Origin of the sequence: Halarcobacter anaerophilus (assembly GCF_006459125.1) — a bacterium.
GTDB classification, from domain to species: domain Bacteria; phylum Campylobacterota; class Campylobacteria; order Campylobacterales; family Arcobacteraceae; genus Halarcobacter; species Halarcobacter anaerophilus.
In genome coordinates, this window is the sequence record NZ_CP041070.1 from 607,072 (window position 1) to 622,148 (window position 15,077).

Below are 15,077 nucleotides of genomic sequence, written 5' to 3' on the forward strand. Positions count from 1 at the left end.
ATGAGTGATAAAATTTATGATATTGCAATAATTGACGATGAAACGGAAATTTTAAGTATGTTGCAAAAATTTCTTACTAAAACAGGAAAATACAAAGTATCGACTTTTTCAAATCCCGTTGTTGCTTTAAACAGTATAGAAAAAGATAAATTTGATTTGATTTTATTAGATATTATGATGCCTCAAATGGATGGTTTAGCCGCTTTAGAAAAAATTATGGAAAAAAGTCCTTCTCAAAAAGTGTGCATGATAACGGCTTATTCTACGTTGGATAAAGTTCTTAAATCCCATAAAGAGGGTGCAATTAACTATGTAATGAAACCTTTCTCCTCTTTACAGGCTTTAGATAGTAAAATTCAAAAGATATTAAATAGCTAGAATGGTTTTTAAGAGATTTTTTAATCCTTATTTTTTTGTTTTTATTCTATTAGTTCTTTTTTTAGTTGTTTTTTTTAAAGATTTACAACATAAACAAGAAAAAGTATTTTTTGAAAAGAACTATAAAAAAATAGAAAAAATATATACAAATTATTTGGATGATATGAAAGAGCATAGTCAAATACTCTTTTTTAACCATATTCAAGATAATTACGAACTTATCAATCTTTTAAAAAGCAGAGATAAAAGTTCAAATAAATATTTTCAAATAAAACAAAATTTGGAAAATAGAAGCAACTTTTATAAAAAGTATAATATAAAAGCAATATCTTTTTATACAAAAGAGTTTAATCCTTTTTTTAGCACTTTAGAACAAAAGAGTAAAATAAACCTTTCTTACAAAAAAAAATTAAAAAGTTTAAAAAAGGACTCTTTACTGTTTTTTATCTCTAATACAAACAGTGTTATTAAATTTATAAAACCGATATATGACAAAAAATACGATTTGTCGGGTTTTTTTGAAGCCTCTTTTGATTTACCTAAATTAGCTCATAAAATATTTTTAAAAGAGGATTTTGCCGTTACTTTTGTTTTCAAAAAAATACTTTTGGAAAATAAATTAGAGAATAAACTTTTGAAAAAATACTCTGCTTTTAAATATGATGAAGAGTATTTATATGAAAAATCATTTTTCAGCAGTAGAGAGAATCTACCTTCAAAAAATTTAGAAGATGAAATGAATGAAAACAGCGGCTTTTCTACTGTTTTAGAAGTTCAAGATGAAGAGTATATTAAAACATTTTTTCCCCTTTACGACTCTTTTACAAAAGAGAAAATAGGATACGCCGTTTTTACGAAAAAAGATTTGGAATACTCTAAAATTTCAAATAAATATAATCTGATTATTCTTTTTAATATTGCTTTAGCTTTTCTGTTCTTATCCTCAATATATTTTTATAATAAAAGAAAAAACAGATGCCTTTCTATTGAAGCAAAACTTGAAAGTATTATGAGAAGTATAGATAAATACGTAATTGTGGTGGAAACAAATACAAAAGGGGATATTACTTACGCTTCCCAAGCTTTTTGTGATATTAGCGGATACAAAAAAGAGGAGATTTTAAACAAACCTGTAAATATAATAAGAAGTCCGGATATTTCTAAAAAATTTTTTGAAAAAATGTGGGGAAAAATTTCTAAGGGTGAAGTTTGGGAAGGTGAGATAAAAAATTTAGATAAAAACGGAAACTCTTATTGGGAAAGAGGAAGTATTTCTCCTTTATACGATCAAAACAAAAATTTAACAGGTTATAGAGCTATAAAAGTAAATATTACTGATGAAAAACAGCTCCAAAAACTCAATTCAATTTTGAAAAAAGAACTCTTTTCTAAAATCAGCGAAATAAAAACAATGGATCAATTAAGAATAGATGAGTCAAAAGTAAAATTGATGAGTCAAATATTAGATACTTTTTCAAATGAGTGGAAAAAGCCCATCTCAAATCTTAGTTCAAGTATTTTGGAGTTTGAAAACAGAGTTGACAAAGCAAGATATACAAAAAGCGATTTAAAAGAGTTTTTATTTCACTTAAGAGAAGAGGTTAAAACTCTTTCTATAAATTTAAACGAATTTAGAAAATTTTTTATCGATAGCGATGAAAATGATAAATATAACGTCTATAGCGTAATCAAATCAGTAGTTGATTCAATTTATGAAAAAAATATATCTTTAAATATAAAAGGAGATAAAAATCTTGAAACTTACGGAATCTTTTATGAGCTTAGAAAAGTGGTTTCAGGAATAGTAACAAACTCTTTAGACGCCTTTAAAAGTAAAAATATAGAAAACGGGAAAATCGATATTGAGATAATAGATAAAAAAGAGTTTTTACTTATTAAAATAGAAGATAATGCAGGAGGTATCCCTGAAGAGATTCTACCTAAAATATTTGATCATAATTTTAGTACAAAATATTATACAAATACGGAAGGACTGCCTCTTTATTTGGCAAAACTTATTATAGAAAAGGCAAAAGGAGAGATTTGGGTTGAAAATATCAATAATGGATGCTGCTTTTTTATAAAATTAAATACGGAAGATAGAAGAGAAAAGAGAAGAGAGATATGAAAATAAAATTTTCTATAAAACTATTTTTGATTTTTCTTTTATTCGGAATACTTTTATTTATTCCGCTAAGCTATTTTGAATACCAAATAACTAAAAAACAAAAAAAAGAAAATAGTATAAAAGAGTTTATCTTTGATACTACAAAAGTTGCATATACTTTAGACGAAGTAAAAACAGAAGCCAAAAACGCAATTAATTCCATCTTTGCTTTAGAGTCTTTAGAAAAAGAAGAAAAAGAGGCTTTATACCCCTATCTTGATTTGATAATAAAAACACATAAAAAGTTTTTACAAATTTCAATATTAGATGAAAATCTAAATTATATTATTGACGTAAAAAAAGAAAAAGAGAATAAAAAAACAGAACTGAATTTACAAACTCTGACAAAATTAAAAGAGAATGTATTGGAAATAAGCAGCATAGAACCCAGAGTAGAAAATCAAGAGATACAAATACCTTTAGTTTATACTTTAAAGATTATGAAAAAAATAAAGTCTCATATCGTAATTGTTTTTGTAAATATAAATGATTTAATAAAATCTTTAAATAGAATTTTTTACATTGCAGATCAAAACAGAGATATAATTTACGATAAATCAGGAATTTATAATTGGTCGAAATATTATTATTCCGATTTAGACACACAAAAGCTCATTCCTGCTTTTAAAAATTTAAATATGAAAGAGAATCTGAGTTTAAAAAATGAGTATATTTATAAAAAAGTTTTACTAAATAGAAGCAACTCTCTGTTTCTAATCGGGAAAACAGAAGTTTTAGATTTAAAAAGTTTTATAGAAAACTTTTTTTATGAGTTTACCCTTCTGTTCTTTCTAGTAGTATTTCTTTGTTTTATTCTTTCAATATTTTTTACTCTTCCTTTGTCAAATATAAATAGAAAATTAAAAGAGGAAAAAAAGAGTATTTATGACTCCTTTGAAGAGAAAAAGGGTATCTTAGACGAAAGCTTGGATATTATAGATGAACATTTGATGTACTTAAAAATAGACAAAGATCATAATATTGAAGATGTAAGTCACTACTTCTGTCAAATTTACGGTTATGAAAAAGAGGAGTTAATAGGACAACCATGCTCCATTTTATACTCAAATAAAATCTACGAGGAACTCAAAAGAGAAGTATTTTCTATTTTGGAGAATAAAAAAGAGTGGCAAGGAGAAGTTCTAACACAAAAAAAGAATAAAGACGAATATTGGGTAAACTCCCATGTAAAAGTAGAGTTTGAAGGAGAAAAAGTTCTCTCTTACAAAGTAGTAAGAAGAGATATAAGCGATAATAAAAGAGTTGAAAAACTTTATGAAAATCTATCTTATCAAATAGAACAGCAAAATATAATCTTTCAAAACGTTTACAGCGGAATTGCACTTATAGATTTAGAAGGGAAAATAAAAAAAGCAAATCTCTCTTTTAGTAAAATTTTTGCATATAACCAAGATGAAATAGTTTTAAAATCACTTTTTACTTTAGTTGAAAAAAGAAGTAAAGAGTTGCTACAAAGAGTATTAAATGAAGCAAAAAAGTCGGGTTCTGTTACAAATGTAGAGCTTATTTTTTTAACAAAAAATTCTAAAGAGATATATCTTGAATTATCCGTAAAAATGCTTCCTGAGGGAAAAAATTTGGTTTTAGCGGTAAACTCTTTGGAAGATAAAAGAAAACTTCAAGAGCTTAATTTAAATCTTGAACAAAGAGTGAAAGAAGAAGTTAGAAAAAATATTGAAAAAGACAGGGTTCATCAAGAAGAGAGATTAAAAAACGTAAAGTTAACTTCTATAGGTACTTTAGCAGCAGGAATTACCCATGAAATAAACACTCCTTTAACTTATTTAAAAGGTAATTTTGAGATGTTGCAAATGGATATTGATGAGCTAAAAGATGAGAGCTTAAAAAATGAGATGAAAAACAGCTGCAGTAAAATTTCAGATGCAATAAACAGAATAGCCGTTATAGTAGAATCAATGAGAGAGATGTCTCAAAGCTCTTCCGAAGCAAAAGAGAAAACAAATATCTTTGCTACTTTGGTGACTTCTTTAACTATGGCATATAATATATCTAAGCAGATAAGCAAAATCAAATTAAACTCAAAAGAGTTTAAACTTACGAATATACAAAAAGAGGATTTTGAAATTTTTGCAAAAGTTCAAAAACAAAGATTAGAACAGGTATGGGTAATAATAATCAATAATGCTTTAGATGAATTAAAAAATATAGAAAACTACGAAAATAGAGAATTAAATATAGATATTTTTAAAGAAAACGGTGAAGTCGTAGTAAGATTCAGTGATAATGCAGGGGGAATAAAAAAAGAGATTTTATCCAGAATATTTGAACCTTTTACAAGTTCAAAAACACATAGCGGAATGGGAATAGGCTTAAATATCGCAAAAAAAATCGTTGAGGAACAAGAGGGGAAAATAGAAGCCTACAACAGACAAAACAGTGCAATTTTTGAAGTAAAATTAAAAGCCTTGGATTAAAAGAAAAAGTAAATACTAATTATACACACGATACAATAAGCAGATTTTAGTAATAAGGGAAATTTTGAGAGTAGCATTTATCGGTGATATAATAGGAAGACCCGGACGAAGAATAATAAAAGAGAATCTTGCAAAAATAAAAGAGGATTATCAAATTGATTTTGTTATTGCAAATGCAGAAAATGCCAGTCACGGATTTGGTTTAACTGTAAAAAACTGCAATGAACTTCTAAAAGCGGGAATAGATGTTATAACGGGAGGGAATCACTCTTTTGATAAAAAACAAGAGATGTTTACTCTTTTGGAAACGCCGCAGGTTTTAAGACCGGATAATTATCCAAAGGGAGTTCCGGGAAGCGGTATTAGAGTATTTGACGTAAAAGAGGAAAAATTAGCCGTAATAAATCTTATGGGACAATTTTCTATGCCGATTGTCGAAAATCCTTTTAACTGGGCATTAAAACTCGTAGAAGAGCTTCATAAAGAGAAAATAGAAAATATTTTTATTGATTTTCATGCAGAAGCGACAAGTGAGAAAAGAGTTATCTTTATGCTTCTAAAAGGAAAAGTCAGTGCAATTTGCGGGACACATACTCATGTAGGAACAGACGACTTGCAAATTGTTGAGCAAACGGCATATTTAACCGATATCGGTTTAACGGGATGCAGAGATAATATTATAGGAATGAATGAAAAAGTGCCTATTCAAAGAGCAATAACTGGATTAGGCGGTCATTTTGAAGTTCCAAACTCTTGTAAAGCAATTCTTCAATTAATGGTTACGGATATAAAAGAGGGGAAAGCTGTAAACTCTTTTAAATTAAAAAAATATTGTGACAGGGATGAAATTATAAAAACAGATGCAATCATTGAATAATATTTCAGATAGCTTTGATCTTTTAAAAGTTTTAAAAAGAGAAGAACTTTTAAAAAATCATCCGGAGTTTTGGTGGCCAAGTAAAAATGATTTTGAAATCTTAATAGGTGCCATATTAACGCAAAATACAAAATGGACAAATGTTGAAAAATCTTTAGAAAATCTGAAAAATTTAAATTTTCTGTCTTTAGAGAGCTTATCTGAGGCAGATCTCTTAGTTTTGACAAATGCAATAACTCCAAGCGGATTTAAAAATCAAAAATCAAAAAGACTTAAACTTTTAGCTTCAAATATTTTAGAAGAATTTTACGATTTTGACAATTTTTGTGAAAATGTAAGCAGAGAATGGCTTTTAAACCAAAAAGGAATAGGGCAGGAAACAGCAGATGCAATTCTTTGTTATGCTTGTCATCAAGATATGATGGTTGTCGATAAATATACACAAAAACTGGTCAGCTTTGCAGGTTTTGAATTTGAATCTTATGAAGATTTGCAAGCTTGGTGTGAATATGGAATTAATGAAAATTTAGATAAAATATTTGAACTTTACGGTTATGAAATACCTCTAAATAAAATATATTGCAGATTCCATGGCAAAATTGTTGAATTTATGAAAAACAATAAACTGAAGTAAGGGTTTTAAATGATTATTATTCCTCAAACAAAAGGCGGTGTCGGTAAATCGACTGTTGCAATGCAAGTAATTGCACCTTACCTTTATAAAAAACACGGGAAAAAAGTAACATATATAGAAATTGACGATGAAAATAATGACAGCAGGTCTTTTACAAGAACGGAAATAGTAGATAAAAGAATGCTAAGAACAAACAAATTAACAGAACTTGATGAACTTATTTTAATGGATGACAATCATGAAGTTATAGTTGATGTGGGTGGAAATAAAACCTCTTCATTAGTTTTGGAAGAGATTAAAAAAGTAGGTTCTTTCGGAAATATTAAATGGATAGTTCCTTTAGGTGACGGAGAACTTGACGGTAAAAATGCGATTGCAACACTTAAAAAAATTAAAAAAATCGAACAAAACCTTGACCATAATGTCTTTTTTGCTTTAAATCGTGCTATTTCTATGGATCTTGATTATATAGAAGAGCAGTTTATAAACTTTTTCGGGCATAAATATTTAGATAGCAATTCCGTGATCTGCGATCTTATAAAAGAGCCTAAATATTTTCCTGTTAAAAATGACAAAGTTATTACTATGAGCAGATATTTGGGAAGTACGGTTTGGGAAATGGCTTATAACAATACTGATTTTGCGGCAAAAGCGGTAAGAGCAAAAGATTTAGGAGATATTGAGAGTGCTAAAAAGTATCTCTTTTTTAGAAGAATACAAACTGAAGCAAAAGATTATGTTCTTGGAACATTAAATAAAATATTTTATGATTTAGATAACTGGTTAGATATTAAAAAATGAGTGATATGACTTTTAAACAAGCCAAAGAGATGATCGAAAGGCTTGAACTTGCAGAACTTAGTTTAAGAAACTCTTTTGATAATATTGATTATGCAAGAAGATCATTGGATGATTCATTAATAGAGCAAAAAAAAATATTAAAACAACTTCCCGAAAAAGATAAAAAAATCTCAATTTTATATTTGATTATAATGCTAAATATGGGATTTTTAGCAGGTCTTTTAGTGGGAAAATATTTATTATAAATTTTAGGAAATAGTATATGGGTAAACAAGAAAAAATTGTATCAATGTTTAATGACATAGCAGGAACATATGATATAGCAAACAGAGTTTTAAGTCTGGGAATCGACAAATCTTGGAGAAATAAAGCTTGTAATAAAACTTTTGAATTATATGATAAAAACGAAATCGAAAGAATCGTCGATGTAGCTTGCGGAACAGGTGATATGATAGAATTTTGGCAAAAAATTGCTAAAAAAAACGGAATAAATTTAAAAAATATTATAGGTGTTGATCCAAGTGTAGGGATGATGGAAGTTGCTAAAAAAAAGCTTCCCGAAGTTGAATTTATTGAAGCAGGTGCAGCGCAAATGCCTTTAGACAATGCTTGTGCCGATATTGTCTCTATTTCATACGGAATCAGAAATGTTGTTCAAAGACAAGAGGCTTTTGACGAATTTGCAAGAGTTCTAAAAAAAGGCGGTTTAGTTGTAATCTCTGAATTTACGAAAAATGAAAAAACCTCGTTACTTGATTATTTGACTGATTTTTACTTAAATAAAGTTTTGCCGACTTTAGGAGGACTTATCTCTAAAAATAAAGAAGCATATACTTATTTGCCAAATTCGATTGATGAGTTTCTAACAACCACAAATTTATGTAAAGAGTTAAAACAAGCCGGACTTGAACCTATTTTTACAAAAGAGTTCTCAATGAAAATTTCAACACTAATAATAGCTAGAAAAATATAACTTCTAGTTTTTATTAAAGGAAAAATTTGAATTCTGCTATATCGGTTACAACTTTAAATACTCAAATAAAATCTCTTCTTGAAACAACATTTATAAATGTATATGTAGAAGGTGAAATATCAAATCTAACTTATCATAACTCAGGGCATATATATTTTTCTATAAAAGATGAAAATTCAACAATCTCTTGCGTTATGTTTAAAGGAAACGCAAAATATCTGAAATTCAGACTTGAAGTAGGACAAAAAATTGTTATAAACGGAACAATAACCGTTTATACTCCAAGGGGAAATTACCAGCTTCTTTGCAATAAAATAGAACCTTCTGGACAAGGTGCTTTAGCTTTGGCTTATGAACAGTTAAAAGCAAAACTTCAAGCAAAAGGCTATTTTGAAACTTCTATAAAAAAAGCTCTTCCTAAATATCCTAAGAAAATTGCTCTTGTAACTTCTCCAACTGGAGCTGCGATTGAAGATATGAAAAAAGTTGCAACTCATAGATGGCCTTTGGTTGAACTTGTTTTAGTACCTACCTTAGTTCAAGGTGAAGAGTCCAAATATGATATTGTAACTTCTATAAAATATGCACAAACTTTAGATGTGGATTTAATTGTTGTAGGTCGAGGGGGAGGAAGTATAGAAGATTTATGGGCTTTTAACGAAGAGATAGTAGCAACTGCAATTTTTGAATGTAATAAACCCGTTATTTCGGCAGTAGGACATGAAATTGATTTTTTAATCTCAGATTTTGTAGCCGATATAAGAGCTGCGACTCCTTCTAATGCTATGGAGATAGCACTTCCTGATATAAACGAACATAGAATATATTTGGATACTTTAAGCAGTGAGTTTAAAACAAGATTGAAAAACCAACTCTCTTCAAAACAGTCCTTATTAGATAATATGAAGAATCTTTTTGAACAAAACTCGATTAAAGCAAAATTTACTTTTATAGATGAACAAATCAAACTTCTAAAAACAAACTTTGATAACTATCTAAAAAGTTTGATAAATACAAAACAAAGCGGTATTGATTTGTTAAAAAGTTCTTTTTTATCAAATCATCCCGATAAAAAAGATTTAAAAGGTTATGCCCAAGTTACTATAGATAATAAAATAACCAAACTGGACGAATTAAAACCTGAAGATATAATTGCACTACAAAGCCCTAAAACTATAGTTTCCTGTAAAGTAATAAGTGTAAAAAAACAATAAAATTTAAGTTTACAATAGATAGAATATAAGAATTTTTCTATAAAAGGCATGAAATGAAATCAGAATCTATTGCGGGCAAAATCCGTACAAAATTGATTCTTGCTGCAATTATTGTAATATCTGTTGCTATTGTAATATCTTTTTTTATCATAACAAATATGAAAGAGAGTGTACAACAAAAAGCAAGAGATAGTTTTAGTATGATGATGAAAGAAAGAATCAAATCTAAAATGAACAGCGCAATCTCAAATGCTGTAACAATTTCCGAAAATTCAAATATTATTGAAGCTTTACAAACAAATAACAGGGATCAAGCAATAAAAACTTTAGATGAAATTTCCAAATCTTTAGTAAAAGGGGCATTATTTAAAAGTGTTAAAATCCATATTCACGATAAAGATGTAAAATCATTTTTAAGAAGTTGGAAAAAAGATAAATACGGGGATAATTTATCATCTTTTAGAAATACCATTTTGGAAGTAAAAAAGACGAAAAAACCGTTAGGAGCTATTGAAGTTGGAAGAGCAGGTCTTGTTTTAAGAGGGCTTTCTCCTATTTTTGATAATAGTGAAGAGTATATCGGTTCTATAGAGTTTATTCAAGGTTTTGATTCCGTTGTAGAAGATTTTGCAGTCGATGATGAAAATTTACTTGTTTTAATGGATGAAAAATATAAAAGGGGTAATGCTCTTACTAAACAAAATAAAGTAGGAAAATATTATATCTCTCAAAAAGTAGTTAATGAGGATTTTAAAAATGCATTATCAACTATAGATTTCAATAAATTCCATCAAAACAAATATCTTAGCGATGATAAATTCTTTTATACATACTTTCCTATAAATGATATTGAAGGCAATCAAGTGGGTATATATGTTTTAGGTGACAAAATAGAACATATCGATCATTTAGTAGATGAAACCGCTAAAGTAATATATATTATGTTAGCTTTAATGGTTGTCTTAACCTTTACTCTTGTTATGATTACAATATATTTCATAACAAAAATAGTAACAGGCGGATTAGAGAAGTTTAGATCAAACTTTGCTTACTTTTTAGAGTTTGTCTCTTTTAGGGTAAATGCTTTCAAAAAACCTGCAATTTATACAAATGATGAAATAGGGCAGATGCTAAAAATGCTAAATGATGCCGCAGATAGTTTCGATAAAAAACTTAAAGATGATATGAGAGTAATAGGTGAGATAGTTTTAACAACGGATAAAGTAGAACAAGGTATTTATAAGTGTAGAGTTAACTCTCACGCAGACAATCCTATGATAGTAACACTAAAAAATACAATAAATAAAATGCTTAATGCTTCTGAAGCAAATATGCAAAGATTGGTTAATACTTTAACCAATTATGCAAACGGTGATTTTAGAGATAAAGTTGAAATCTCTCCAAAATTAAAAGAGAATATGCTTCAAGTTATGAAATCAATAAACAAATTGGGTGAAGCTTTAGGCGAAAATGCAAAAAGAAATTTGGAAAACGGAGAGACTTTAGAGAATAACTCAAATACAATGACAAGTTCAATGGAAAATCTTGCAAGAAAAGCAAATGAACAAGCAGCCTCTTTGGAAGAGACGGCAGCTGCCGTTGAAGAGATTACTTCAATTACTAGAAACAATGCGCAAAATGCGACAAAAATGGCAGAATTAGGACAAACCGTACAAAATGCAGTTACCACAGGAGAGGATTTAGCCTCTAAAACTGCAACTTCTATGGATGAAATAAATGAAAAAGTAACGGCAATAAACGAAGCAATAAATGTTATTGACCAAATAGCTTTCCAAACAAATATTTTATCGTTAAATGCAGCAGTAGAAGCAGCAACGGCAGGAGAAGCAGGAAAAGGCTTTGCCGTAGTTGCACAAGAAGTTAGAAATCTTGCAAGCAGAAGTGCGGAAGCTGCGAAAGAGATTAAAGAACTTGTAGAAGATGCAAATCTAAAAGCAAACCAAGGTAAAGTAATATCCGATGAAATGAGAGAAGGGTATAAAGAGCTAAATTCACATATAAGCGAAACAATAAAAATAATCGGCGATGTAAGTACTGCTTCAAAAGAACAAATGACGGGAATTGAGCAAATAAACGATACTGTAACAATGTTAGATAGAGTAACTCAAGAGAATGCAAATGAAGCAAATCAGGTTAAAGAGATAGCAAATGAAGTATCAACAATGGCAAATGAATTAGTAGAAGATGCCAAAAGTAAGCAGTTTAACTAAGGAGATACAATGGCACAGGGACAAGAAACAGTATTAGATGAATACGCATTCTTAGTTAGTGAGACAGATGAAAAAGGTATAATAAGATTTGCAAATGATGATTTTTGTAAAATAGCAGAATACACTTTGGAAGAGTTAGTGGGAAATCCACATAATAAAGTAAGGCATCCTGATATGCCGAAAAAAGCCTTTAAGTCTCTATGGGATACAATACAAAAAGGAGATATTTGGACAGGATATGTAAAAAATCTTACTAAATCAGGAGGTTATTATTGGGTATATGCCACAATATATCCTTTTGAAAGTTGTGATGGTTCTAAAGGCTATCTTTCTTGTAGAAGAAAACCTTCTCAAGAAGAGATTAATAATATTGAAATTCTTTATAACAGATGGAATAATGAAGAGGAAAAATAGATGGAAGCAAATATAAGCAATATTAACAACAACGAAGAAGTAATCGATTACGCTAATACAAGCGAATTTATGACCTTCGAACTAGGTAAAATGAAATATGCTATAGAATTACCTAAAATTAGAGAAATTTTGACATATCCGGACAATATAACAATCTTGCCAAATACCAAAGAGTGGGTAAAAGGTTTGATAAATCTAAGAGGAGAAGTTGTTCCTATTTTAGATATAAGACTAAAATTTAAAACAGGCGAAGTTGTATACAATGACAGCACGGCGGTTATTGCAGTAATTACTGAAGATAAAAGAATGATCGGTATTGTTGTGGATAAAGTTGATGATGTTCAAAGAATAGATATTTCTACTTTAGCACCTGTTTCAGATATGGGATCGGCAATTCCGTCAAAATACTTAAAAGGGTTTGTAAGATTGGATAATAATCAAATGCTAGTTATCATGGACATCGAAGCTGTGGTAAGTAAAGATGAATTAAAGGACTAAAAGTATAGAATTATCTCCATGCAAGAAAAGATAGAAAAATTAAAAAAATTAAAACTACTGTTTGTAGAAGATGAAGCAGATCTTGTAGAAATTATAACTGATACTCTAAAAAAATTGGATGCAAATTTTTTATCGGCAAAAAACGGTCAAGAAGCTCTTGAATTAGTTGAACAAAACAGGGATATCGATATTATAGTTACTGATATAAATATGCCTGTAATGAATGGTTTAAAAATGATTGAAGAGTTGAAAAAACGTGGATTTAATATCCCCGTAATTATAATGTCTGCACATACGGAAACAGATTTTATTAATAAAGCAAAAGAGTTGGGAGTAGATAACTATTTGCTTAAACCTTTTGATTTTATTAAATTTATTGATTTAATAACTGAGATGGAAATCAAATAAATAAAATGTCTACAGCAACTATAGATAAAAAACTTCTAAAAAATTTAAACTTGCTTTATGTAGAAGATGATGAAACGGTACGAGCCGATCTAACTTCTTTGTTATCAAAATTTTTCGGTACTGTTTACAGTGCAAAAAACGGTGAAGAGGGTCTACTTTTATATAAAAAAAATCAAAAAAATATAGATGTAATTATAGCTGATATAAATATGCCTGTTATGACAGGTATAGACATGCTGAAAAAAGTGCGGGAATTTGATAAAGAGGTACCGGCAATTTTTGCTACGGCGTATTCAGATAAAGAGTTTTTAGTTGATGCAATAAAATTAAAAGTATTTGAATATATGATAAAACCTTTGGATATAAGAAATCTTATGGTTTGCCTAAATGAAATTGCAAAAAACAGATACAATGATTTTCTTATCAAACAACAAAATAAAGAGCTGAAAAAATATAAAGATATTATATATAACAATGATATTGTTATAAAAACAGATAAACAGATGAACATAACTTTCGTAAATGAACTTTTTTGCAAAATAACCGGATTTGACGAAAAAGAACTTTTAGGTCAAGAGTTAAGTTCTTTAAAACACAAAGATACGGACAAAACTTTATATAAAAAAATCTATAGTAGTGTTTTAGCAAACAAAGCTTGGAATGGAGAGCTAAAAAGTATAACAAAAGACGGAAGTTTTTATTATGCCTTAACGACTGTCGTTTCAACATTAGACGATTCAGGAGAAATAACAGGCTCTTTGGTAATCCAAAAAGATGAGACTCAAAAAGAGTTAAGAAGAAAAGAGATTCAAAGCTCTTTAATAAAAGATAAAAGTGAAATTTTTAAAAAGAGTAAAGAAAGTACTTCCGAATTATCTCAGATGATTAATACTTTAAATCAAGAAATAGAAGATCTTACAAATAAACTCACTTCTGAAAAACAAGAAAAAAACAGTTATATTTATACTCTTGAAAGATACAGTACGGAGAATAAAAGACTTTCAAGCGAGTTATCTTCTTTTAGAAAAGTAGAAGGAAACTCTCATAACGTAAGTAAAAAACTGATTAAACTTACTAAAGAAAATGCTGATTTAAAAGTTGAAGTAAATAGATTAAACGGAAAAATTGAGCTGTTAAACGATGAACATAAAAAAGAGTTAAAACAACAAAAAGTTAATTTTGAAGTGGAAATTGATGATTTGGAAAAAGTATTAAACCAAACAAAAGAGAAACTTGAAAACGTAGGAGATGTTGAAGCAATATCTCAAAAACTTGCTTATTGGAAAGAAAAAGCAAAAAATGAAGCAAAAAGAAGTGAAAAAATGGAACACGAAATTATTGCTTTTGGAAATGAAAACCTGATGTCAAAAGCTTTCGGAGGAAGATAAACTTCCTCTTTATTTAATAGTTATTGATATTATTTTTTGTTCTATTATAGGTCTATCTCCACCTGAACGCCCCGTAGTAGGAACACTTTCTATTTTCTTTAATGTTTGCATACCGTTTTTTAAAAACCCAAAAATAGTATGTCTTCCGTTTAACCAATAAGTTGCTGCTGTAGTGATAAAAAACTGACTTCCGTTTGTATTAGGACCTGCATTAGCCATAGCTAAAACTCCTGGTTTATCGAAAGTTACATTTGGTGCAAATTCATCTTTAAAAGGTTTACCCCAAATTGATTCGCCGCCTCTTCCCGTACCTGTAGGATCTCCACCTTGAATCATAAAATTTTTTATAACTCTATGGAAAATAAGTCCGTCATAATACCCATTTTTTGCATGGGTAACAAAATTTTCAACTGCTTTTGGCGCAATATCAGGTTTTAACTCAAACTCCATTTCTCCTTGTGTTGTTTTTATTACTGCAGTCGGATTTGCTGCATGTAAAAACAGTACGAATCCAAAAAGAAAAAAAACTATTTTTTTCATTACTATCCCTTTATAATTTAAAGATTTAGTATATTATCTAAGATTTTAAACTTTTATTAAAATATCTTTTTTAGATGAGTTTAAAAAATATCTGTTAG

General features: G+C 28.8%; 15 protein-coding genes. 14 read left to right on the forward strand and 1 reads right to left on the reverse strand.

Annotated features, from left to right (window positions below; translation table 11 throughout):
* The 14 genes from AANAER_RS02990 to AANAER_RS03055 all read left to right on the forward strand — a co-directional run bounded on the left by AANAER_RS02990 (window position 1) and on the right by AANAER_RS03055 (window position 14,439).
* Window positions 1-378, forward strand: a complete 378-nt coding sequence (locus AANAER_RS02990) for a response regulator (protein WP_129082357.1) — start codon at window positions 1-3, stop codon at window positions 376-378.
* Between the two features lie 163 nt (window positions 379-541).
* On the forward strand, window positions 542-2,506 hold the full coding sequence (locus AANAER_RS02995) for a PAS domain-containing protein (protein ID WP_164969352.1): 1,965 nt from the start codon (window positions 542-544) through the stop codon (window positions 2,504-2,506).
* On the forward strand, window positions 2,503-5,001 hold the full coding sequence (locus AANAER_RS03000; protein WP_129082359.1) for a PAS domain-containing sensor histidine kinase: 2,499 nt from the start codon (window positions 2,503-2,505) through the stop codon (window positions 4,999-5,001). The genes AANAER_RS02995 and AANAER_RS03000 overlap by 4 nt, the downstream gene beginning before the upstream one ends.
* 64 nt (window positions 5,002-5,065) lie before the next feature.
* Window positions 5,066-5,878: a TIGR00282 family metallophosphoesterase gene (locus tag AANAER_RS03005; RefSeq protein ID WP_129082360.1), complete on the forward strand. Its 813-nt coding sequence runs from the start codon at window positions 5,066-5,068 to the stop codon at window positions 5,876-5,878.
* Window position 5,879: 1 nt separating this feature from the next.
* A complete protein-coding gene (locus tag AANAER_RS03010; protein WP_164969354.1) occupies window positions 5,880-6,512 on the forward strand; it encodes a 3-methyladenine DNA glycosylase in 633 nt (210 codons plus the stop codon).
* Window positions 6,513-6,521: 9 nt separating this feature from the next.
* Entirely contained in the window at window positions 6,522-7,313 is a 792-nt protein-coding gene (locus tag AANAER_RS03015) for an AAA family ATPase (protein ID WP_129082362.1), read from the forward strand.
* 5 nt (window positions 7,314-7,318) lie between these two features.
* The gene (locus AANAER_RS03020) at window positions 7,319-7,558 is read left to right on the forward strand and encodes a hypothetical protein (RefSeq protein ID WP_228135479.1); all 240 of its coding nucleotides are present in this window, start codon (window positions 7,319-7,321) and stop codon (window positions 7,556-7,558) included.
* A 17-nt stretch (window positions 7,559-7,575) separates the two neighbouring features.
* On the forward strand, window positions 7,576-8,286 hold the full coding sequence (gene ubiE / locus AANAER_RS03025) for a bifunctional demethylmenaquinone methyltransferase/2-methoxy-6-polyprenyl-1,4-benzoquinol methylase UbiE (protein WP_129082363.1): 711 nt from the start codon (window positions 7,576-7,578) through the stop codon (window positions 8,284-8,286).
* A gap of 26 nt (window positions 8,287-8,312) precedes the next feature.
* A complete protein-coding gene (xseA, locus tag AANAER_RS03030; RefSeq protein WP_129082364.1) occupies window positions 8,313-9,500 on the forward strand; it encodes an exodeoxyribonuclease VII large subunit in 1,188 nt (395 codons plus the stop codon).
* A 53-nt stretch (window positions 9,501-9,553) separates the two neighbouring features.
* Window positions 9,554-11,731 (forward strand): methyl-accepting chemotaxis protein, encoded by a 2,178-nt coding sequence (locus AANAER_RS03035; protein WP_129082365.1) that lies wholly within the window; start codon window positions 9,554-9,556, stop codon window positions 11,729-11,731.
* 9 nt (window positions 11,732-11,740) lie between these two features.
* Window positions 11,741-12,145 carry a PAS domain-containing protein gene (locus tag AANAER_RS03040; protein WP_129082366.1) on the forward strand — a complete coding sequence of 135 codons (405 nt, stop codon included), beginning with the start codon at window positions 11,741-11,743 and terminating at the stop codon, window positions 12,143-12,145.
* Window positions 12,146-12,643, forward strand: coding sequence for a chemotaxis protein CheW (locus AANAER_RS03045; protein ID WP_044416121.1), 498 nt, complete (start codon window positions 12,146-12,148; stop codon window positions 12,641-12,643).
* An 18-nt stretch (window positions 12,644-12,661) separates the two neighbouring features.
* The gene (locus AANAER_RS03050; protein ID WP_129082367.1) at window positions 12,662-13,051 is read left to right on the forward strand and encodes a response regulator; all 390 of its coding nucleotides are present in this window, start codon (window positions 12,662-12,664) and stop codon (window positions 13,049-13,051) included.
* Window positions 13,052-13,056: 5 nt separating this feature from the next.
* Window positions 13,057-14,439: a response regulator gene (locus AANAER_RS03055; RefSeq protein WP_129082368.1), complete on the forward strand. Its 1,383-nt coding sequence runs from the start codon at window positions 13,057-13,059 to the stop codon at window positions 14,437-14,439.
* A gap of 9 nt (window positions 14,440-14,448) precedes the next feature.
* Here the strand turns inward: AANAER_RS03055 and AANAER_RS03060 are convergent, their stop codons facing one another.
* Window positions 14,449-14,979 carry a peptidylprolyl isomerase gene (locus AANAER_RS03060; protein ID WP_129082369.1) on the reverse strand — a complete coding sequence of 177 codons (531 nt, stop codon included), beginning with the start codon at window positions 14,977-14,979 and terminating at the stop codon, window positions 14,449-14,451.
* Window positions 14,980-15,077: the final 98 nt, after the last annotated feature.

Coding starts and splice junctions, on each gene's coding strand:
- AANAER_RS03045 (WP_044416121.1), top strand. CDS start 12,146: ATGGAAGCAAATATAAGCAATATTAACAACAACGAAGAAGTAATCGAT.
- AANAER_RS03035 (WP_129082365.1), top strand. CDS start 9,554: ATGAAATCAGAATCTATTGCGGGCAAAATCCGTACAAAATTGATTCTT.
- AANAER_RS02995 (WP_164969352.1), top strand. CDS start 542: ATGAAAGAGCATAGTCAAATACTCTTTTTTAACCATATTCAAGATAAT.
- AANAER_RS03020 (WP_228135479.1), top strand. CDS start 7,319: ATGACTTTTAAACAAGCCAAAGAGATGATCGAAAGGCTTGAACTTGCA.
- AANAER_RS03050 (WP_129082367.1), top strand. CDS start 12,662: ATGCAAGAAAAGATAGAAAAATTAAAAAAATTAAAACTACTGTTTGTA.
- AANAER_RS02990 (WP_129082357.1), top strand. CDS start 1: ATGAGTGATAAAATTTATGATATTGCAATAATTGACGATGAAACGGAA.
- AANAER_RS03055 (WP_129082368.1), top strand. CDS start 13,057: ATGTCTACAGCAACTATAGATAAAAAACTTCTAAAAAATTTAAACTTG.
- AANAER_RS03015 (WP_129082362.1), top strand. CDS start 6,522: ATGATTATTATTCCTCAAACAAAAGGCGGTGTCGGTAAATCGACTGTT.
- AANAER_RS03000 (WP_129082359.1), top strand. CDS start 2,503: ATGAAAATAAAATTTTCTATAAAACTATTTTTGATTTTTCTTTTATTC.
- AANAER_RS03060 (WP_129082369.1), bottom strand. CDS start 14,979: ATGAAAAAAATAGTTTTTTTTCTTTTTGGATTCGTACTGTTTTTACAT.
- ubiE (WP_129082363.1), top strand. CDS start 7,576: ATGGGTAAACAAGAAAAAATTGTATCAATGTTTAATGACATAGCAGGA.
- AANAER_RS03040 (WP_129082366.1), top strand. CDS start 11,741: ATGGCACAGGGACAAGAAACAGTATTAGATGAATACGCATTCTTAGTT.